The sequence below is a fragment of the Enterobacter sp. CPE_E1241 genome (assembly GCF_045618265.1).
Classification (GTDB): Bacteria; Pseudomonadota; Gammaproteobacteria; order Enterobacterales; family Enterobacteriaceae; genus Enterobacter; species Enterobacter adelaidei.
Genome location: NZ_JBIWYV010000001.1, coordinates 3,705,433 through 3,725,951 on the forward strand (window position 1 = coordinate 3,705,433; position 20,519 = coordinate 3,725,951).

Consider the following 20,519-nt stretch of genomic DNA (forward strand, 5'->3'; position numbering starts at 1 on the left):
GCCCTTTACCTTCTGCAGAGATGGCTCGTCTTACTCGCCGTTCATGACACACCTGCTGGAGTAATAACTAAATGAGCCAAATCTCTGTTATATCGAAACTTACTGGCGTGGAAACGACCACGGAAGGCACACAGGTTACGCTGAGCCATTCCTCTATTGTTGAACTTCATGTAGAGCGGGCCGATGTCTCCCACTTCGCGCGCAGTGGAAACGATCTGCTGGTGACGCTGCATTCCGGCGAGGTGATCACCCTTAAAAATTTCTACGTCACTGACGCGCAGGGAGCAAGCCAGCTGGTTCTGCAGGACAGCAATGGCGCACTATGGTGGATTGAAGACCCTACCGGGGCCGCCTCGTATGAATCCATAGCCTCCACGGACGTGTTGCTTGCCGCATCAGGGAGTGATGCCGGTGGTGCCGCCATCTGGCCATGGGCACTGGGCGGCATTGTCGCAGCAGGTGGCATCGCAGCGGCGGCAAGCGGCAGCGGTGGTGGAGGTGGCGGCAGTGATCATAACAGCAGTACTGACCCCACCACGCCCACTGACCCGACGGACCCGACCAATCCAGCCGACCCGGATACGACGCCGCCGAATGCGCCTTCCAGTCTCCAGTTCTCATCAGACGGTAAAACCGTCACCGGTACCGCAGAACCCGGCAGTACAATCACCCTGAAAGATACTAATGGCAATGTGGTTGGCACAGGTAAAACCGGCAGTGACGGCTCGTTTACCGTCACCCTCGGAACACCGCTGACCAACGGCGAGCAGGTAACAGCCACCGCAACGGACAGCGCCGGGAATACCAGTCAGGGCACAAATGTGACCGCACCGGATCTCACCGCACCTGATGCGCCAACGATCGGCAGCGTGATCGACGATATCGCTCCTCAGACGGGGGCGGTAACCAACGGCGGCAGCACTAACGATCAGCGGCCGCAGCTCACCGGCACCGCCGAACCCGGCTCCACCGTGACGATTTATGACGGCGGTATCGCCATTGGCACGGCGGTCGTCGCCAGCAACGGTACATGGACATTCACCCCGTCAGTCGACCTGAGCGAAAGCACCCACCAGATTACCGTCCGTGCAACCGACGCCGCGGGCAATACCGGACCCGCCTCACCGGTTTTCACCCTCACAGTCGATCTGACGCCTCCGACTACACCGACCGCAATTCTGCTGACCGACGACACGGGGTCTGTCAGAGGAGCTATCACTTCGGGCACACTGACCGATGCGACGCAACCGCTCCTGGCAGGAACAGGGGAGCCCGGTGGAACCATCACCATTTACGATAACGGCGTGGTCATTGGCACCACGACGGTGCTCCCCAACGGTACCTGGAGCATCACACCCAATGGACCGCTCCCGGAAGGAACGCACTCCATAACCGTCACTGAAACCGATGCCGCCGGAAACCAGAGCACGGCATCCGCGCCTGTCACCTTCACCGTAGATACCACACCGCCGTCTGCTCCTGGAAATCTCGTGGTATCAAATGATGGCGGCACCATCAGCGGTACCGCAGAGCCCGGCAGCACGGTGACCATCCGTGAAGGCGGCGCACTCGTTGGCACTCCAGTTGTTGCCGATAGTCAGGGTAACTTTAGCGTGACGCTGAACCCACCGAAGCTCAACGGCGAAATCCTGACCGCTGACGCCACCGACACGGCAGGCAACACCAGTCCAACCACTTCCGCGGCGGCACCGGACATTACCCCGCCGCAGATCCCGATCATCGTATCGGTGATTGATGACGTACAGGCCACCACCGGCCCCGTGGGCCCGAATGGACTGACCAATGACCGGGCCCCAACCATTAACGGTACGGGCGAGGCGGGCTCGACCATTACGATTTCTAACGGCAGCGATGTCCTCGGCACGGTGGTTGTTCCACAATCCGGCCTGTGGAGCTTTACGCCGCCCACACCGCTGGTCGATGGCACTTACGTGCTCACGGCAAAGGCGACGGATCCTGCCGGTAACCAGAGCGGAATATCTGCCTCCTGGACAATTAACGTCGACGGGACGGCACCTGCAGCCCCGGTGATTTCCCAGGTCGTGGACGATGTGCCCGGGGGAATTGTTGGCTCGCTCGGCCAAAATGCCACCACCAATGACACGACCCCAACGCTCAGCGGTACCGCTGAAGCAAATGCAACGGTCATCCTCCGCGTGGACGGTGTGGCTATCGGTACAACCGTTGCCAATGGCCTCGGCGTATGGGTCTTTACGCCGTCCTCGCCAATCGGTGAGGGGCCTCATGCTCTGACCGCTGTTGCAACCGACGCGGCAGGTAACTCAAGCGATGTCTCCAACACCTGGACTCTGACGATTGACAGCGTCGCGCCTGCGGCTCCGGTGATTACCCAGGTGATAGATGATGTGCCCGAGCGTCTCGGTGTGCTCAACGCTAACGACAGCACCAACGACACCACGCCGACGCTCAACGGCACCGCTGAACCGGGCTCGAAGGTCACCATCCGTCTGGATGGTGCAGATGTTGACACAGTAGTGGCGGACAGCAACGGTGCGTGGACCTTTACCCCAACCACACCGCTCGGTAACGGCGCGCATACCTTTACCGTCGTCGCAACCGACGCGGCGGGTAACACCAGTCTCGCCTCAGACGGCTTCACCTTTACTGTCGACACCACACCTCCTCTGGCAGCGACCATCGCCAGCGTGACCGATGACGTCGGCAGTATTAAAGGCCCACTCAGCAACGGGGATACCACGGATGACACCCAGCCGCTGCTGCAAGGTAGTGCCCCTTCTGGAGCAACGATCACCATCTATGACGGCACAACCCTGCTCGGCACCGCTATCCTCGACGGCAATGGTGGCTGGAGTTTTACCCCCATTACCCCACTCACCGATGGTCCACATTCGCTGACCGTTCACGCCACGGATGCCGCAGGTAATACCACCGTCTCCAGCCCGTTTGTACTGACGGTAGATACCGTGGCACCTGCCACGCCAGATACCCCGGCCATCACCGTCAACCCTGACGGCGGCGCAGTACAAACGCCGCTGAACCCGGGCGAAATCACTCGCGATACCGTGACCATCTACAATGGCGGCGACAAAATTGGTGATACCGTGGTAGACGGCAACGGTAACTGGAGCTGGACGCCGCCAACCCCGCTGCCCAATGGAACCTATGACATTACCCTTACCGTCACCAACATGGACGGTACAGGTAATGAGAGCGCGCCTTCCCAGCCGGTCACCATCACCATTGATACAGACCCGCCGGCTACGCCTGCGCCACCGATCGTCACCGACAGCGTCACCCAGATAACCGGACCAGTTGCCGATGGCGGAACGACCAACGATCCCCGTCCGGTTCTGAGCGGTACCGGAACGGCAAACGACGTTATCACCATTTATGACAGCGTAAATGGCGGCGCGGCGTCAGTCGTCGGCACCGCCACGGTAGACAGCAACGGCAACTGGAGCTGGCGCCCTGGCAGTAATATCGCTGAGGGGAACCACGAATACACCGCAACCGCCACCGACGAAGCGGGCAACGTCTCTGGTTCATCGCCGGGGATAACGATCACGGTGGATACCATAGCGCCGGCTACGCCGGTGATTAGCGCTGTTGGCAGCGCGCTGGATGGTGGATATACCACGGATGCAACACCACTGGTCGGCGGAACCGGCGTCAACGGTGAGACGGTAATCGTCTACAACAACGGCGTGGAGGTAGGACGTGTCGTCGTCGCGAATGGTGAATGGACCCTGACGCTACCGACACAAAACGACGGTCCGCTGCATATCACCGTTGCGGGTGTTGACGCGGCAGGTAACGTTAGCGCCCTTAGCCCGGTCTTTGACGTCACGGTGGATACCACTGCACCTGAAATACCGCTGATAGATGCCATCACCCCCAGCTCTCTTTCAGGCAACGTGCTCTACACCAATGACGGTACGCCGACCCTCACCGGGACCAGCGAACCGGGAACCACCGTTATTGTCTCCGTCGACGGTACTCCGTCGGGGGTGCCAGTAACCATACAGCCGGATGGCAGCTGGAGCTGGACCGCCGGGAGCACGCTGTCCGACGGCCAGCACACCTTCACCGTTTCTTCCAGCGATCCGGCAGGTAATCTCTCCGGAAATTCAGCACCACTCAGCGTCACCGTGGATACTGTCGCACCGCCAAACCCGAGCAATATGAATCTGGCAACAGAAGGGACACCGCTGACCGGTACCGGTGAGGCGGGAAGCATCATCACCGTGAAAGACGGTAGTGTGGTCATTGGTACCGGCGTTGTTGCAGGCGATGGCAGCTTCTCTATTGCGCTGAGCCCCGCGCAACTGGATCCTGCCACGCTGACCGTAACCGCCACCGATGCCGCAGGTAACAGCAGCCCTGGCGCGACGTTTATCGTCACCGATTCACCGCTCGATCTGCCTCAGGTACCGGTTATTACGGCGATCAACGATGACGTTGCCCCTGTCACCGGCGACGTGAAAGACAAAACCACCAACGACACCACGCCAACGCTTACCGGCACGGCCGAAGCCGGCAGCCTGATTACCATCTACCTGGACGGTAGCGTGACGCCCGTGTCGACGGTCACCGCAGACGGCAGCGGAAACTGGAGCTATACGCCGCCCGCGCTGGGCGAAGGGCTGCATACCTTTGAGGTAACCGCGACCCTCAATGGCCTGACAAGCGGTCGCTCTCCGGCCGCTGCCGTAACCGTCGACCTCACTGCGCCAGGTACCCCCACCATTGGCTCGGTACTTGACGATGTGGGTCCCGGCACGGGCCCGCTGACCAACGGTCAGACCACCAACGACAATCAGCCGACGCTGACCGGTACGGGTGCTGTGGGAGACACCATCTCCATCTACAGCAACGGAACGCTGCTGGGCAGCGTAGTGGTTGGCAATACGGGAACCTGGAGCTATACAACGTCGCCCCTGGCGGAGGGGAATAACGTCCTGACCATCCGCGAGACCGATCCGGCCGGGAATCAGAGCGCGCCTTCGGCGGGCTTCACCGTTGTGGTGGATACGGTTTCCACCACGCCGGTCATCACTAATGTTACGGACAACGTTGGCAATACCGCCACTACCGTGATCAGCGGCGACCCCACTAACGACGCCACGCCAACCCTTTCAGGAACCGCAGAAGCAAACAGCGTGGTGACGATTTTCGACGGTGGCACGCAGATTGCCGTGGTTACGGCTGATAGCGCTGGTGCCTGGACCTTCACTCCTGACTCCGCGCTCGGCGAAGGCTCGCACAGCTTTACCGTTCGGGCAACCGATCCGCTGGGCAACGTCAGCCAGGTATCAAACACCTGGAGCGTGGTGGTTGACCTGACAGCACCGACGGTTCCCACGCTGGATAAGGTGAATGACAACGTCCCGGGCGGCGTCACGGGCGACCTTACCAGTGGGCAGGTCACCAACGACAACACGCCGACGATTAGCGGTACCGGACAGGCGGGCAGCACCATCCACATCATGAATAACGGTACGCCGATTGGCCTGGCTACCGTTGATGGAAACGGGAACTGGTCCTTTACCCCGAGTACGCCGCTAGTCGATGGCAGCTACGCCCTTCGCGCTTATGCAACGGATGTGGCAGGCAACGCCTCGACTAACTCCTCGGTCTTCACCTTTACTGTGGATACCACTGGGCCCGCTGCGCCAGTGCTTACCAGCGTCATCGACGATGTCGGTCCGGTCACCGGGACGCTCTCGACGGGCAGCAGCACCAACGACGCACGCCCGACCATCAACGGCACGGGCGAAGTGGGTGCCACGGTTCATATCATTGTCGACGGCAACGAAGTTGGCACCGCAGTGGTGAATGCTCAGGGCAACTGGACCTTTACCCCGGGTACCGATTTGAGCGATGGGCCACATGCTATTACCTTCAACGCGACCGACACGGCAGGCAACACTGGTAGCACGACGGCACCGTTTAACCTGACCGTGGATACGGTCGTGCCGTCTGCGCCGGTCATTTCGACTGCGGCAGACAACGTGGGCAGCATACAAACTCCGCTCTCTTCCGGGCAAAGCACCGACGACACCACGCCGACGCTGAGCGGCACTGCGACCGCCAACGCCACGGTGACCGTTTATGAAAACGGGCAGCCGGTTGGCACCGCGCAGGCGGACGGAAGCGGCGCGTGGAGCTTTACGCCGTCAACGCCACTGGTCAACGGAAGCCATACCTGGACCGCCACCGTCACCGATGCGGCGGGCAACATCAGCCTGCCTTCACCTGGCTTTACGTTGATTGTTGATACCCTCGCGCCAAACGCACCGGTTATCAGCCAGGCGATTGACGACGTGGGCAGCATCACCGGCCCGCTCACGTCCGGGCAAACCACCGACGACACCGTACCGCGGCTTATCGGAACCAGCGAACCGTTTGCCACCGTGAAAATCTACGAAGGCACGACGCTGGTCGGAACAGGCACCGCGGATGCCAGCGGCAGCTGGAGCATCCTGCTCACCACCACGTTGACAACCGGTCCGCACAGCTTCACCGCGCAGGCCACGGATGCGGCTGGCAACACCAGCGTATCCTCAACAAGCTTCAGCCTGACAATTGACACCACGCCGCCTGCTCTGCCAGTGCTGACCAGTATCCTGGATGACGTGGGCAATGCGGCGACGCCGGTTGCTAACGGTGGGTTCACCAACGATGCCCAGCCAACTATCACCGGCACGGCGGAAGCCGGATCGACGGTGAAAATCTTTGATAACGGCGTACAGATCGGCAGCGTGACGGCGACCGGCGGGGCGTGGAGCTATACGCCATCTCCGGCGCTGAGCAACGGTGCACACACGCTGACCTTTACCGCCACGGATGCGGTGGGCAACGCCAGCGCGCCAACCGCCGGGTATGTGATTAACGTCGATACCGCTGCGCCAGGTGCGCCGGTCATCAGTTCAGTGATTGATGATGTCGGCAGCGTTACCGGTCCGGTGACCGGTACGAATCCGACCAACGACACGCGTCCAACGCTGACCGGGACTGCCGAAGCGAATGCCACGGTTCGGATCTACGATGGCATCACGCTGGTGGGCACGGTGACCGCCGATGGCAGCGGTAACTGGACCCTGCCGCAAACCACCACCACGCTGACGGAGGGTACGCATAACTTCACCGCCACGGCTACCGATGCGGCGGGCAACACCAGCGTGGCGTCAGCCGTGACGACGATAATCGTCGATACGACCGCCCCCACGGCGCCGACCGGAACCTTTAACGTCGACGGTAGCGTCCTGACCGGGAATGCCGAAGCCGGCAGCACCGTCAGTATCCGCCTTGCGGATGGCTCGACGGTGACCACCATTGCGGGCAGCAACGGCACGTACAGCTATACCTTCATTAACAAACAGATCGAAGGCCAGACGCTGCAGATCACCGCCACCGACGCGGCAGGCAACACCTCGCTGTCTGGTTCGGCTCTTGCGCCGGTGCTGCCGCTCTCCGCCAGCAATAACGTCGAAGAGCTGAACCTCAGTACCACGGCAACCGTCACTAATACTCAGTACAGCGATTACGGCTTCCTGCTGGTTGGCGCCGTGGGCAACGTCCTGACGCTGCTGGGGAATGACACCGCCCAGGTGAACTTCACCGTAGTCAGCGGCGGCAGCGCAGATATCGTGGTGAATGCCAACGCTACGGGCGCGGTACTCTCTCTGCTCAACACTCTTGAGCTGGTGGTGCAACACTGGAACGGCAGCACCTGGACCACCGTCGTCGACACAGGACAACCGCAGTTTGCCGATCTGTTGACCCTCGGAGCCACCGGCGTATCACTGAACCTGAGCGGGTTGGCTGACGGCAACTATCGTGTCCTCAGCTATAACACCAACCTGCTGGCAACCGGCTCTTACACCAGTCTGGATGTCGCGGTGAAAGAGACTGGCCCGGGTACCGTCACGGGTGAGACCAGCCTGAACGGGAACGTGATCCTTGATACAGACCCAACCGCTGGCAGCGACAACGCCCCGGCCGGGACCACGGTCTCCGCAGTCACCAACGCTCTGGGCGTCACCACCAGCATTAACGCCGACGGCACGGTGATCCAGGGCAAATACGGTACGCTGACCGTTAACCGCGACGGCAGCTACACCTACAATCTGACCGATACCAGCGCCGCGGTCATTGGCCGGACGGAGAGTTTCACCTACACCATCACCCATAACGGTGCCAGCGCGTCGGCGAACCTGGTGCTGTCCCTGGGTGCCGGTACCGTCGTCAACGGTATTGTGGCGGTGGACGACACTGCCTCGCTGACCTTTGACACTACCGTAAGTGAAATCAATAACGGTGCTTCGTCGCAGGGTGGTTTTACGGTGGTGGGGGTGAATCTCGGCAGTACGCTGGGGCTTAACCTGCTGGACGATATGACCAACCCCATCATCTATAACGTGGAGGAAGGCACCACCCGCACCATGACCATTCAGGCCTCCGTGGGTGGCGTAGCCCTGGCATCGGTGTTCGATCTGTATGTCTATAAGTTCAACAACGCGACCCAGACCTTCGAGCAGGTCCGCGTTGAGCCAGGCTGGCTGCGCGCCCCGCTGTTGGGCGGTACCTCGCAGCAATTGACGCTGAACCTGCCCGCCGGGGAGTATCTGTTCCTGCTGAATACCGCATCCGGGATCGCCGTCCTGACAGGCTACACGCTGAGCGTCCTGCAGGATCACGTTTACAGCGTGGCAAGTATCAGTGAAACGACCACGGGCGACGTGCTGGCGAATGACCCTGTGCCGGCAGGCACGGTGGTCACGGAAGTGAACGGCGTGGCGGTCAACAGCAGCGGCCTGACCACCATTCAGGGTGAATACGGCACGCTGACCATTAATTCGTCCGGCCAGTACACCTATACCCTGAGAGCCGGCGTGGGGGCAGACCATATCAGCACGCCTGATACCTTCGTCTACACCGTTACCGCGCCTGACGGCTCGAAGGATACGGCATCGCTTAACATCACCCCAACCGCTCAGGCGATGGATGCGGTCAACGATGTCAGCGCTACGATGGATGTGACGTCAGTGCACCACACAACCGCCTATTCAGATACGACCGTAGGAAGCGCAAGCTGGACCACGCTTGCGCTGCCCTCATCGGGAAGTGGCAGCGGCACCTTTGTGGTGGATCCGAACACCGCCCTGCACAATGCCGTTCTGCATTTCAACGTAGCCTCGCTCCTGTCGCTGGGAGGATTGACGGTTAACTGGACGTTGTCTCTGGACGGAACAACGATCCGTACCGGTTCATTTAACGGCGGAATATTGCTGGGCGGTAATGCGGATGTCCCTTTAACAGGTCTTGACCTGAACGCAGGCACTTACACCCTGAGTTATACCGGTAGCGTGGGTGCACTAGGAATAGGAACCATCACTATCACCCCAAGCGTCACCGGCACCAGCTACTCTCTGTCACAGTTCGACGCGACAGGCACCCACACCGTCAACGGCAATATCTTTGACGGCACCGATTCCGGCGGCGTGATGGACCAGCTGCACTCCGTGGATACCCGTCTGAGCGTGACCGGTTACAACGGCGTGACCACCACGCTGGATCCGTATACCGGCAGCGCCACGGTAAATATCACCGGCCATTACGGCATCCTGGCGATTGGCGCTGACGGCCATTACACCTATACCCTTAACAGCGGGGTGTCGCTCTCATCCATTACCTCGAAGGAGACCTTCAACTACACCCTGACCGATGCGACCGGGAAAACGGACAGTGCCACGCTGACCATCAACATGGCGCCGCAGTTCATCAGCTCTGAACATAACGACGTCATCACCGGCACCGCCTACGGCGACACGCTGATTTACCAGGTGCTGAACAATACGGTGGGGAATGCCACAGGTGGGAACGTCACAAGCACCGTGGGCGACCACTGGACCGGCTTCTCGCTGGCGCAGGGGGACAAAATCGACATCGGCGATCTGCTGGTGGGCTGGAACGGTAGCGCCTCAACGCTCGGAAATTATCTCCATGTCACTAATAGTAATGGCAATACCGTGATCTCCATCGACCGTGATGGTACAGGGAGCACCTACACTAATACCACGCTCGTTACGCTTGATGGCGTTCAGACCACCTACGACGAGCTTGTGAACCAGCAACACATAATTACCTGATAGCACCTGCAAGAGATGACCCGGGCGCACAGCGCCCGGGCATAAATAATAAAGCTGTACATATTTATTAGGGACATGACATGGGAATGAAGATGCCTTACTGGTGGCTCTCGTGCTGCCTGATATCTGTGCCCGCTCTCAGCGCGAACCCGGCGGCGACCATCAATACCGGACAACTCCGCGAAACGCAGGAACTCCCCTCACTCAATGGTCGCGTGGCCCCTGTGGCCGGTAAAGCCGCGCCCGGTTCATTGCAGCTTGGCGAAGCCGTCAACCGTGCCGTCACCTGGCACCCGGCCATCAGCGAGGCCGTGGGGAAACTCTACCAGCAGAGCGAAGAGGTGGACGTTGCTAAATCAAAATACTATCCGCAGATAAATGCCGGCGTGGACAACGGTTATTCCCATGACGGCGACCAGAACGGCTTTACGCCGTCGATGGTGCTCTCCCTCTCACAAATGCTTTACGATTTTGGCAAGGTAGCAAGTCAGGTGCGTGCCGAAAATGCCGGGGTTGCCCAGCAGCAGGCCAACGTGCTGGTCAGCATCGACACCATCGCCCACGATACCGCTGTCGCCATGGTGCAGGTACAAACCTGGCAGCAGATGGTTGAGACTGCGAAAGAGCAGCTTGAGGCTCTCTCCTCCATTGGCACACTGACCCGCCAGCGTAACGACGAAGGGGCCACGTCGCTCTCTGACGTCGTACAGACCGATGCGCGTATTGAAGGCGCTCGCGCCCAGTTGATGCAGTATCAGGCAAGTCTCGACAGCTCCCGCGCCACGCTGATGAGTTTTCTCGGCTGGAACAGCCTGAACGATATCAGCAATGATTTTCCGCAAAAGCTGGGGCGGAGCTGCGATATCGCCGAGCCGGACGACCGTCTGGTTCCCGCGGTACTTGCCGCATGGGCACAGGCTAACGTCGCCCAGGCAAACCTTGACTACGCCGACGCGCAAATGACGCCGACTGTCTCGCTGGAGCCAGAAGTGCGCCATTATATGAACGATCGCTATGCGGGGAGCGAAACGCGGGATCGCACCCAGTATTCCGCGTGGGTGAAGGTGCAGATGCCGCTCTATCAGGGCGGTGGCCTCACCGCCCGGCGTAACGCTGCCGGACACGCGGTAGAGGCGGCGCAGTCCACCATTCAGCGCACGCGTCTTGACGTCCGCCAGAAACTTCTGGAAGCCCGCAGCCAGGTGATGAGCCTGCAAAGCACCCTGCAAATCCAGGGCCGCCAGGAAGCCCTCAGCGCCCGCACCCGCGAGCTGTACCAGCAGCAATATCTCGATCTCGGCTCACGCCCGCTGCTTGACGTACTCAACGCCGAGCAGGAGGTCTATCAGGCGCGGTTCACCCAGCAGCAGACTCTTGGCCAGCTGCACCAGCTGCAGCTCAACTGCCTCTATAACACCGGGCAATTACGTCACGCGTTCGATCTTGATAACCGCACCATCCAGACCGTGGAGATCCAGCCATGAAACAACGCGAAATCCCGCAGGGTGAAACGATGACGGATGAGGCGCTGGCCCAGTGGGCACAGGCCTTTGGTTTTGTCGCCACGCGCTACCGCGTCGCCTGCTCTCCTGGCGCACTGCTGGCGAGTGCGCCGTGGCTGAAAGGCAAACCGATGGTGCCCGCCCTCACCCAACTGGCACGAGATGCGGGGCTATCGTTTCAGTTGCTTACCGGCGGCCAGGAGGCTATCAACAGCTGGCGTCTGCCGGTGGTGGTGGCGATGAATGACGGCAGGATCGGCGTGATCGAGCATTTCAACGGCGAAGATACCCTGGAGGTCAGCTTTTTCGACGATGAGACTTACACCAACCGGCTGTCGATGACGGCGATGCTGCCCGCTATCCGCCACGTCATTGCCCTGCGTCCACTCGCCGCGCTGAAGGACAGTCGCGTGGACGCGTATATATCAAAATACCGTCCGGACTGGCTCTACCGGCTGGTGATGCGCGACTTGCGCCCCTACAGCTGGGTGATGCTGGCCGCGCTGTTTATCAACGTGCTGTCGCTCTCCGGGATCGTCTTTTCCATGCAGGTCTACGACCGGGTGATCCCCGCCCAGTCCTACCCGACGCTTTACGTCCTGACGATTGGGGTGTTGATCGCCACGCTGTTTGGCTTTGTGCTGCGCGTGGCGCGCGGACACATTATGGATCTGCTGGGCAAGCGTTCGGATATGCGCGTCTCGGATCGCGTATTCGGCCACGCCCTGCGCCTGCGCAACAGCGCGATCCCCCGCTCCACCGGCAGTTTTATCTCTCAACTGCGCGAGCTGGAGCAGATCCGCGAGATGGTGACCTCCTCCACCATTTCCACGATTGTCGACCTGCCGTTCTTCTTACTGTTTGTAGTGGTGCTGGCGATCATCGCCCCGCAGCTGGCGTGGATCGCGCCGGTGGCGGCGGTGATCATGGTTCTGCCCGGCCTGCTGCTGCAGAAGAAGCTGGCGGAGCTGGCGAAACAGTCGGCCCATGAATCGACCCTGCGCAATGCCGTGCTGGTAGAGAGCGTGCAGGGGCTGGAGGATATCAAGCTGATGCAGGCGGAAAACCGCTTTTTGCAGCAGTGGAACAGTTATATCCAGATCACTGCGGAATCCGGCCTGCGCACCCGCGAACTGACGCAGAACCTGATCAGTTGGGGGATGACGATTCAGAGCCTGGTCTACGCTGGCGTGATTGTGGTCGGTGCGCCGATGGTGATCGACGGCACCCTGACCACCGGTTCCGTGGTTGCGGCGTCTATGCTGGCCTCCCGCATGATTGCCCCCATGGCGACGCTGTGCGGCGTGCTGGCCCGCTGGCAGCAGGTCAAAGCGGCAAAAGAGGGGCTGGACAGCATTATGCAGCTTCCCACCGAAAATCAGCGCGAAGAGACGCCGATCCGCCAGGACGTGTTGCGCGGTCACTATCTCTTCGAGCAGGCGCAGTTCCGCTATCAGCCGGACGATCCGCGCATGGCGCTGCGCATTAACCGGCTGGAGATCAGTCCGGGTGAGAAAGTGGCGATCCTCGGGCGCAATGGCGCGGGCAAATCGACCCTGCTACAGGCCATGGCGGGAGGGATGGATCTGGCGGCCGGCGAGCTGCGGCTTGATAACTTCAGCCTGCCGCATCTCGACGTCGCTGACGTCCGGCGCAACGTCGGCTTTATGACCCAGAACGCGCGGCTGTTTTACGGCACCCTGCGCGAAAACATCACCCTTGGTATGCCGCGCGCCACCGACGAAGAGATTTTCGAGGCGCTGGAGCTGACCGGCGCGGCCGGCTTCGTGCAGAAGCTGCCCAAGGGGCTGGACTACCCGATCATGGAAAACGGCGTGGGATTATCCGGCGGACAACGCCAGTCGATTCTGCTGGCGCGGATGCTCCTGCGCGATCCGAATATTGTGCTGATGGATGAACCCACCGCGTCGCTGGACGAGCACACCGAGCGGGAATTTATCCAGCGTCTGGGGGACTGGCTCGGGCACCGCACCCTGATTGTCGCCACACACCGCGTACCGGTGCTGGAACTGGTAGAGCGGGTGGTGGTGCTCAAAGAGGGAATGCTGGTGATGGACGCGCCAAAAGCACAGGCGCTGAGCAACAGCCGCATGCAGCAACAGCAGCAGCAGGCAGCAACCGGACGGGGGTGGAAAAATGAAAATCAGTCAGCGTGACGTCGCCGCAATGGACGATCTGGATAACGCCCTCGACTCCGAAAGCGGCTACACCGGTGCGCGACGGATCGTGATCTTCTCGCTGCTGATGTTTGTGGTGCTGGGCGTCTGGGCGTGGTTTGGCGTGCTGGATGAGGTGTCAACCGGCTCGGGTAAAGTGATCCCCAGCTCGCGCGAGCAGGTATTGCAGTCGCTTGACGGCGGGATCCTCACCGAACTGAACGTCCACGAAGGGGATCAGGTGCAGGCCGGGCAGGTGCTGGCGCGGCTTGATCCGACGCGTTCCGAATCGAACGTCGGCGAAAGCGCAGCGCGTTACCGCGCGTCACTGGCCTCCAGCGCGCGCCTGTACGCCGAAGTGAACGATCTCCCGCTGAAGTTTCCCCCTTCGCTGGCAAAATGGCCGGATCTGATTGCCGATGAAACACGACTCTACAACTCCCGCCGCGCACAACTGGATGACACCCAGCGAGAGCTGCGCGCCGCGTTAGACCTGGCGAATAAAGAGCTGGCGATCACCCAACGTCTGGTGAAAACCGGCGCTGCCAGCCACGTAGAGGTGCTACGGTTGCAGCGGCAAAAAAGTGACCTGGAGCTGAAGCTCACCGATGTGCGCTCCCAGTATTACGTTCAGGCCCGCGAGGCGTTATCCAAAGCCAACGCGGAGGTGGATATGGTCTCCGCCATTCTTAAAGGCCGCCAGGACTCCGTCACCCGTCTGACCGTAAAATCCCCGGTGCGCGGGATCGTGAAAAACATCAAGGTCACCACCATCGGCGGCGTGATCCCGCCCAACGGCGAGCTGATGGAGATTGTGCCGGTGGACGATCATCTGCTGATTGAAACCCGCCTGTCGCCCCGCGATATCGCCTTTATCCACCCGAACCAGGAGGCGCTGGTGAAGATCACCGCCTACGATTACGCCATTTACGGCGGGCTGCACGGGGTCGTGGAGACGATTTCCCCGGACACTATTCAGGACGAGGCCAAGCCGGAGGTGTTCTATTACCGGGTCTTTATCCGCACCAGCCAGGACTACCTGGTGAATAAAGCGGGCAGGCACTTTTCGATTGTGCCGGGGATGATTGCGACGGTGGACATTAAGACCGGAGAGAAAACGGTGCTGGATTATCTGATTAAGCCGTTTAACAGGGCGAAGGAGGCGCTGAGGGAGCGGTAAGCCTGGAGTGCCGGGTGGCGGCTTCGCCTTACCCGGCCTACGTTCCCGCAGGTACGCGCAAGCGCAGCACCGCCGGGCATTAAACCGCACGCCAGAAGCGGAATCCACCTCGAAGAATTTACCTTTAGTCATGCATCCCACTTCCCTTCAGCCATCACCAGGGTAATATTACCCGCAGACAAAATGCACTTGCGCACAGTGCAAGGGTGCACTACTATTCACTCAGCTTCATGGACTGGAGCTCACCAGCATTATGATTAATCATTTTCGGGATCAATGGCTTGAGGATTTTTTTCTTTACGGTAGATCGAGCAATGTTATTCCTTCAAATCTGGAGACAGCGCTTGCGAGAAAGCTCGACATCATCAACGCAGCTACTTCTCACCGGGATTTGCGATCGCCACCGGGTAATATGTATGAAGCATTGAATCCTCCTCTGAAGGGATATTCCTCAATCCGGGTAAACAGGCAATACAGGCTTGTATTTCTCTGGACAAAGGGTAAAGCAGACGATCTCTACCTCTCTCCACACAGGTACACGCAACACAAGTGAGGCATCACCTATGACACTTCAACAGGCACACCGCAAACCTACCACGCCGGGCGACGTGTTGCAGTACGAGTATCTTGAACCGCTCAATCTGAAAATCAGCGATCTGGCGGAGATGCTTAATGTACACCGCAATACCATCAGCGCGCTGGTCAATAACAATCGCAAACTTACTGCCGATATGGCGATAAAACTGGCAAAAGCCTTTGATACCACTATTGAATTTTGGCTGAACCTACAGCTGAACGTCGATATCTGGGAAGCGCAATCTAACTCCCGGACGCAGGAGGAGTTAAGCCGTATAAAGACCGTTGCGGAAGTCATGGCTAAGCGAAAATCTGGCCAGCCGGATGTTGCCTGATTCGGCACAAAATTTACCTACTCAATACTTTTTCAGGAAGAAATCATGCGCCAACGAACCATTGTCTGCCCCATCATCCAGAACGACGGGGCCTACCTGCTGTGCAAAATGGCCGACGATCGCGGCGTGTTCCCCGGTCAGTGGGCTCTCTCCGGTGGCGGAATGGAGCCGGGCGAAACCATGGAACAGGCATTACGCCGTGAGATCCGCGAAGAGCTGGGCGACGCACTGGAGATCGTCTCGGTCACGCCATGGGCTTTTCGCGATGACATCAGGGTGAAAACCTACCCCGATGGCACCACTGAGGAGATTTATATGATCTATCTGATCTTCGACTGCCTCAGCGCCAACCGGGCAGTCACTTTTAATGACGAGTTTCAGGAGATCGCCTGGGTTAGTCCGGAATCGTTAAAAAAGCTTGATCTCAATGAAGCCACGCGCATTACCTTCGCGCAAAAAGGCCTGCTGTAAATTCAGACCGGAACACGGGCGACATACACGCCAACATAGCGCGCAAATTTCCCGAGAAACACACCAGCAAACACACCGCCAGAGACGATCGCCAGCGCGCTCATGGCGGGCTGCTGCATCGTCTGCGGAGAGACCGCGCTCATCACGCCCAGCACATACTTCACCCCAAACGCCAGCATCATAAACGGCAGTGCGGTGTAGTCTGCCTGGCGGTAAAGGCTGCGCGGCGCCTCTGCGCGGGTGATAACCGCCTGCTTAATCAGGAAATACCCCAGCGCAGCACCGGCAAGGATCCCCGCCGTCCACAATATGACAGTCTCGGGAGTGAGCGTGCGATAGACCACCAGATCGTAGATATCCCAGATAAGAAAGATCGCCGGAATGACAGCAAGCCTCTCCAGCGTGACGGTAGTCGGCTGGCGGGCTTTAATGCCGCGGGAGATAAGGAAGATAAACAGCACCCACACCCAGACGGGCGTGTGCGTAACGACACCGATCAGAAATTCAAACATGGAGCTCACCATGGAAGATAGCGGCTTTGGCCGCGCTGCAAGAATATTACGCATAACGGCGGAGACGCCATTATGCGCAGGTCTTTTACAGCGATTTTTTCAGGCGTTGAACCGCCTCTTTCAGCTCTTCATCCGTTGGCGTGACAAACGACATACGCAGCGTCGAATGGTCTGGCTCATTGCAGTAGAAAAATTCGCCCGGCACAAATACTACGCCGTTACTTAACGTTTTTTCCAGCCAGCGAGTGGTATTACTCCCATTTTTCATAGTCGCCCACAGGAACATGCCGCCCTTCGGCTTGTGGAATGACATCACATCACCCAGCTCGGCTTCCAGTTCTGTTGCGAACGTCTGGTATTTCTGGCGATAGGCTTCGCGGATCATTTTAATCTGATCGGCCAGACGACCGGTTTTCAGGTATTCGTACGTCATCAGCTGTGACAGCGTGCTGGTGTGCAGATCGGTGGTTTGCTTGAGATTCACCACCGCGCGTTTCAGCCACTCCGGTACCAGCACCCAGCCCACGCGGGTGCCTGGCGCAAGAATTTTAGAGAAGGTTGAGGTATACACCACGTTCTCTTCGTTGCCGATATCTTTGGCGTGGGCAATTAACGGGCGGAAAACTTCATCGGTGTAATTAATTTCGCTGTACGGATCGTCTTCAATAATCACGAAGTCATAACGCTTCGATAATTCCACCAGCTGTTTACGACGCGGTTCAGAAAGGGTTACCCCACCCGGGTTACCAAATGTCGGCACAATATAAACCGCTTTAATGGGTTTATTGACCACCAGCGCTTCGAGCTCATCCACTTTCATTCCGTCAGCATCGGTACCCACGGATTCAAAATTCGCCTGCGCCAGGCCAAATACCTGCAGCGCGGCAAGATAGGTTGGACGCTCGACGACGACGGTATCGCCAGGGTTAATTAATGCACGCGCCAGCACGTCAAGTGATTGCTGTGAACCAGAGGTCACGACCACATCATCCGCCTTACAGCGGATCCCACGCCCTTCACAGATGCGCTGAATTTCTTCCCGTAGCCCAGGAACACCTTCGGTCAGACCGTACTGGAAAGCTTCGCCAAAATGCTGGGATAATACGGCATCAGCGGCCATTTTCAGGCCTTCATGATCGAACAATGCAGGGTTAGGAATACCGCCGCCCAGCGAAATGACTCCTGCCATTTTGCTATGTTTTAATAATTCACGGATGGCAGATGATTGCAGGCCCTGCGCGCTGCTGGCGAGTTTATTCACAGACATTCTTTGCTTACCTTCTTTTATTATATTGTGCCCAATCTTAGCAGAATATGGGCGATAAATTCTGTTAGCTTAGGGAGCGGTCGTAAATCCTGACGCCACAACAAATGCACCGGTCTTGGCTCTGGAATGTAATCCTCCAGCACCCGCACCAGCCGACCACTTTCCAGCTCTTCCGCGACCAGCACTTCCGGTTGTAATAACAGCCCCGCCCCGGCTCTTGCGGCCATCCGTAGCCCGTAGCCGTCGTTGCATCTTAGGATGGCATCACGCTTCCAGCGCACCTCCCCTTCGACACCCGGCAGCCGCCATTCATTGCGTGCAGTCCACACGCTGTGGGACAGGCAAAGATGATCCACCAGATCGGCAGGCGTTTGTGGCGTACCGTAGTGCGCCAGATAATCAGGCGCGGCGCAGATCACCATTCGATAAGGACAGAGGTATTTCGCGACCAGGTCGTCGTTGCGAATGTCGCCAATGCGGATGGCCAGATCGACGCCCTCCTCCACCAGATCCACCATCCGATTGGTCAGATCCAGCTCCACGCGCACTTCCGGGTAGCGTTGCAAAAAGGTGGCGGTGAGCGGTGCAATCACGCAGCCGCCAAAGGACGTGGGGGCCGTTACCCGCAGAGTGCCAGCAGGTGTTGCGCGCAGGCGCTCAACCGCGCTTTCGGCGATGGCAACCTGCTCCAGTACCCGCTTCGCCTCGTCGAAATAGACCCGTCCGGCGTCGGTCAGGCTCTGGCGTCGCGTATTACGCTCCAGAAGACGCGTACCAAGTTGAGACTCCAGCAACGCAATATACTTCCCCACCATCACCGCCGACATCTCCAGCCGCGCCGCCGCACCGGTGAAACTGCCGCTTTCAACCACGGCAATAAAGGTTTCCATGCTGCGAAGCTTATCCATATTCCAAACCTCTGGTTAGTAATCTTCTAACTTTAGCCCAGTTTATCTGCATTTTTATTTATTAAAGAATGAAGGCTCACAACATTAAGGAGTCAGCGATGAAAATTGTCATTATTGGTGCCAGCGGTACAGTCGGTCGGGCAGTGACGGAAGAGTTGAGTCGTCGTCACGAGGTTATCCGCGTAGGTCGCACGCAGGGCGACTATCAGGTGGATATCACTTCCCAGGCGAGCGTGCAGGCGCTGTTTGAGAAAATCGGCCCGGTGGATGCCATTGTCTCTGCCAGCGGGGGTTTGTACTTCGGTCCGCTCGCCACGATGAAAGACACTGATTTCAACCAGGGCCTGCAGGATAAACTGCTCGGACAGGTGCGCCTGGCGCTGACCGGCCAGCATTACCTGAACGAAGGTGGATCAATTACGCTAATCAGCGGAATTGTGGCGCACGAGCCGATTGCGCAGGGGGTGAATGCCACCACGGTAAATGCCGCGCTGGAAGGGTTTGTTCGCGCCGCAGCCTGCGAACTGCCGCGCGGGATCCGCATCAACCTGATTAGCCCAACGGTACTCACCGAATCTGCTGAAGCCTACGACGGTTTCTTCCCGGGCTTTGAAAGCGTGCCCTCCGCGACCGTCGCCCAGGTCTATCGTCGCAGCGTAGAAGGCGTGCAGAGCGGGCGGGTGTATAAGGTGGGTTATTGACCCTTTCGGGCGGAAATGAGTACCAGCATCGGACGTTCCGCCTCTTCGGCCAGTGCAGGCCAGGCGTCAATTTGAGCCTGCGTTGGCCCCCATTCGTTGATTTCGCTCAGAGTTAATCCGGCCTTGATCAACGCGTTAAGCGTGGTGCCCAGCGTGCGGTGGTATTTGATCACCCCGTCTGCCAGCCAGTTGCTGACGCGCTGGCCTTCGTCCTGATAATGGTTCACACCCCAGAACCGCTCTCCGTTATCGTCGGTCAGCCAGCCCTGACGCGTGGCGCAGGTGTAAATCGGGTGTTCCATCGAAAAGACCAGGCTGCCGCCGGGTTTGAGCGCGCGCTGAACGTTGGCGAATAGCGTGTCCAGTTCCGGCAGGTAGTGTAGTGCCAGCGAGCTGTAGATCAGATCGAGGCTGTTCTCGTTGAGCTTAAGAGATTCCAGATCGCTGCGTTGATAGCGAATCCCGTCATCGTGGGTCAACTCCGCCGCACGGGCGAGCATCTTTTCTGAGATATCAACGCCCACTACGTCAAACGCGCCCAGCTCACGCGCCGCGCGGCAGAACCAGCCGTATCCGCAGCCGAGATCAATAACCGATTTACCGGTTAACTCCGGCAGCATGCTTTTTAACGCAGGCCACTCCGGCGCGCCGTCCAGCCCCTGCACCGAGCGCGGAAGCTGGGCGTAGCCTTCGAAAAACGCCGGGTTGTCGTAGATGTTTTGTGCCATGGCAGATC

At 59.0% G+C, this 20,519-nt stretch carries 12 protein-coding genes; 8 read left to right on the forward strand and 4 right to left on the reverse strand.

Annotated elements, in window-relative coordinates:
* Positions 1-71: 71 nt before the first annotated feature.
* The 7 genes from ACJ9Y9_RS18150 to nudI all read left to right on the forward strand — a co-directional run bounded on the left by ACJ9Y9_RS18150 (position 72) and on the right by nudI (position 16,395).
* Complete coding sequence (locus ACJ9Y9_RS18150) at positions 72-10,154, forward strand: BapA/Bap/LapF family large adhesin (protein ID WP_407226215.1); 10,083 nt, start codon at positions 72-74, stop codon at positions 10,152-10,154.
* 80 nt (positions 10,155-10,234) lie between these two features.
* Positions 10,235-11,638 carry a TolC family outer membrane protein gene (locus ACJ9Y9_RS18155; protein ID WP_028016769.1) on the forward strand — a complete coding sequence of 468 codons (1,404 nt, stop codon included), beginning with the start codon at positions 10,235-10,237 and terminating at the stop codon, positions 11,636-11,638.
* Entirely contained in the window at positions 11,635-13,833 is a 2,199-nt protein-coding gene (locus ACJ9Y9_RS18160; protein ID WP_028016770.1) for a type I secretion system permease/ATPase, read from the forward strand. The genes ACJ9Y9_RS18155 and ACJ9Y9_RS18160 overlap by 4 nt, the downstream gene beginning before the upstream one ends.
* Positions 13,834-13,843: 10 nt before the next feature.
* Positions 13,844-15,013, forward strand: coding sequence for an HlyD family efflux transporter periplasmic adaptor subunit (locus ACJ9Y9_RS18165; RefSeq protein ID WP_108091060.1), 1,170 nt, complete (start codon positions 13,844-13,846; stop codon positions 15,011-15,013).
* Positions 15,014-15,266: 253 nt separating this feature from the next.
* A complete protein-coding gene (locus ACJ9Y9_RS18170) occupies positions 15,267-15,566 on the forward strand; it encodes a type II toxin-antitoxin system RelE/ParE family toxin (protein WP_028016772.1) in 300 nt (99 codons plus the stop codon).
* Between the two features lie 10 nt (positions 15,567-15,576).
* Positions 15,577-15,924, forward strand: coding sequence for a HigA family addiction module antitoxin (locus tag ACJ9Y9_RS18175; protein WP_028016773.1), 348 nt, complete (start codon positions 15,577-15,579; stop codon positions 15,922-15,924).
* A 45-nt stretch (positions 15,925-15,969) separates the two neighbouring features.
* Positions 15,970-16,395 carry a nucleoside triphosphatase NudI gene (nudI, locus tag ACJ9Y9_RS18180; protein WP_028016774.1) on the forward strand — a complete coding sequence of 142 codons (426 nt, stop codon included), beginning with the start codon at positions 15,970-15,972 and terminating at the stop codon, positions 16,393-16,395.
* A 2-nt stretch (positions 16,396-16,397) separates the two neighbouring features.
* Here nudI and ACJ9Y9_RS18185 read toward each other — a convergent pair whose 3' ends face one another.
* The 3 genes from ACJ9Y9_RS18185 to ACJ9Y9_RS18195 form a co-directional block, all read right to left on the reverse strand.
* Positions 16,398-16,907 (reverse strand): DUF6622 family protein, encoded by a 510-nt coding sequence (locus ACJ9Y9_RS18185; protein ID WP_028016775.1) that lies wholly within the window; start codon positions 16,905-16,907, stop codon positions 16,398-16,400.
* Positions 16,908-16,992: 85 nt separating this feature from the next.
* Positions 16,993-18,174 (reverse strand): PLP-dependent aminotransferase family protein, encoded by a 1,182-nt coding sequence (locus ACJ9Y9_RS18190; protein ID WP_028016776.1) that lies wholly within the window; start codon positions 18,172-18,174, stop codon positions 16,993-16,995.
* 20 nt (positions 18,175-18,194) lie between these two features.
* On the reverse strand, positions 18,195-19,082 hold the full coding sequence (locus ACJ9Y9_RS18195; protein ID WP_028016777.1) for a LysR family transcriptional regulator: 888 nt from the start codon (positions 19,080-19,082) through the stop codon (positions 18,195-18,197).
* A gap of 98 nt (positions 19,083-19,180) precedes the next feature.
* Between ACJ9Y9_RS18195 and ACJ9Y9_RS18200 the strand changes: the two genes are divergently transcribed.
* Entirely contained in the window at positions 19,181-19,783 is a 603-nt protein-coding gene (locus ACJ9Y9_RS18200) for a short chain dehydrogenase (protein ID WP_028016778.1), read from the forward strand.
* Here the strand turns inward: ACJ9Y9_RS18200 and ACJ9Y9_RS18205 are convergent.
* Entirely contained in the window at positions 19,777-20,511 is a 735-nt protein-coding gene (locus ACJ9Y9_RS18205; protein WP_028016779.1) for a bifunctional 2-polyprenyl-6-hydroxyphenol methylase/3-demethylubiquinol 3-O-methyltransferase UbiG, read from the reverse strand. The genes ACJ9Y9_RS18200 and ACJ9Y9_RS18205 overlap by 7 nt on opposite strands.
* Between the last annotated feature and the right edge of the window lie 8 nt (positions 20,512-20,519).

Bases quoted from the DNA above. Each gene is read 5' to 3' on its own strand.
- ACJ9Y9_RS18150 (WP_407226215.1), top strand. From the start codon at position 72: ATGAGCCAAATCTCTGTTATATCGAAACTTACTGGCGTGGAAACGACC.
- ACJ9Y9_RS18155 (WP_028016769.1), top strand. From the start codon at position 10,235: ATGGGAATGAAGATGCCTTACTGGTGGCTCTCGTGCTGCCTGATATCT.
- ACJ9Y9_RS18160 (WP_028016770.1), top strand. From the start codon at position 11,635: ATGAAACAACGCGAAATCCCGCAGGGTGAAACGATGACGGATGAGGCG.
- ACJ9Y9_RS18165 (WP_108091060.1), top strand. From the start codon at position 13,844: ATGGACGATCTGGATAACGCCCTCGACTCCGAAAGCGGCTACACCGGT.
- ACJ9Y9_RS18170 (WP_028016772.1), top strand. From the start codon at position 15,267: ATGATTAATCATTTTCGGGATCAATGGCTTGAGGATTTTTTTCTTTAC.
- ACJ9Y9_RS18175 (WP_028016773.1), top strand. From the start codon at position 15,577: ATGACACTTCAACAGGCACACCGCAAACCTACCACGCCGGGCGACGTG.
- nudI (WP_028016774.1), top strand. From the start codon at position 15,970: ATGCGCCAACGAACCATTGTCTGCCCCATCATCCAGAACGACGGGGCC.
- ACJ9Y9_RS18185 (WP_028016775.1), bottom strand. From the start codon at position 16,907: ATGTTTGAATTTCTGATCGGTGTCGTTACGCACACGCCCGTCTGGGTG.
- ACJ9Y9_RS18190 (WP_028016776.1), bottom strand. From the start codon at position 18,174: ATGTCTGTGAATAAACTCGCCAGCAGCGCGCAGGGCCTGCAATCATCT.
- ACJ9Y9_RS18195 (WP_028016777.1), bottom strand. From the start codon at position 19,082: ATGGATAAGCTTCGCAGCATGGAAACCTTTATTGCCGTGGTTGAAAGC.
- ACJ9Y9_RS18200 (WP_028016778.1), top strand. From the start codon at position 19,181: ATGAAAATTGTCATTATTGGTGCCAGCGGTACAGTCGGTCGGGCAGTG.
- ACJ9Y9_RS18205 (WP_028016779.1), bottom strand. From the start codon at position 20,511: ATGGCACAAAACATCTACGACAACCCGGCGTTTTTCGAAGGCTACGCC.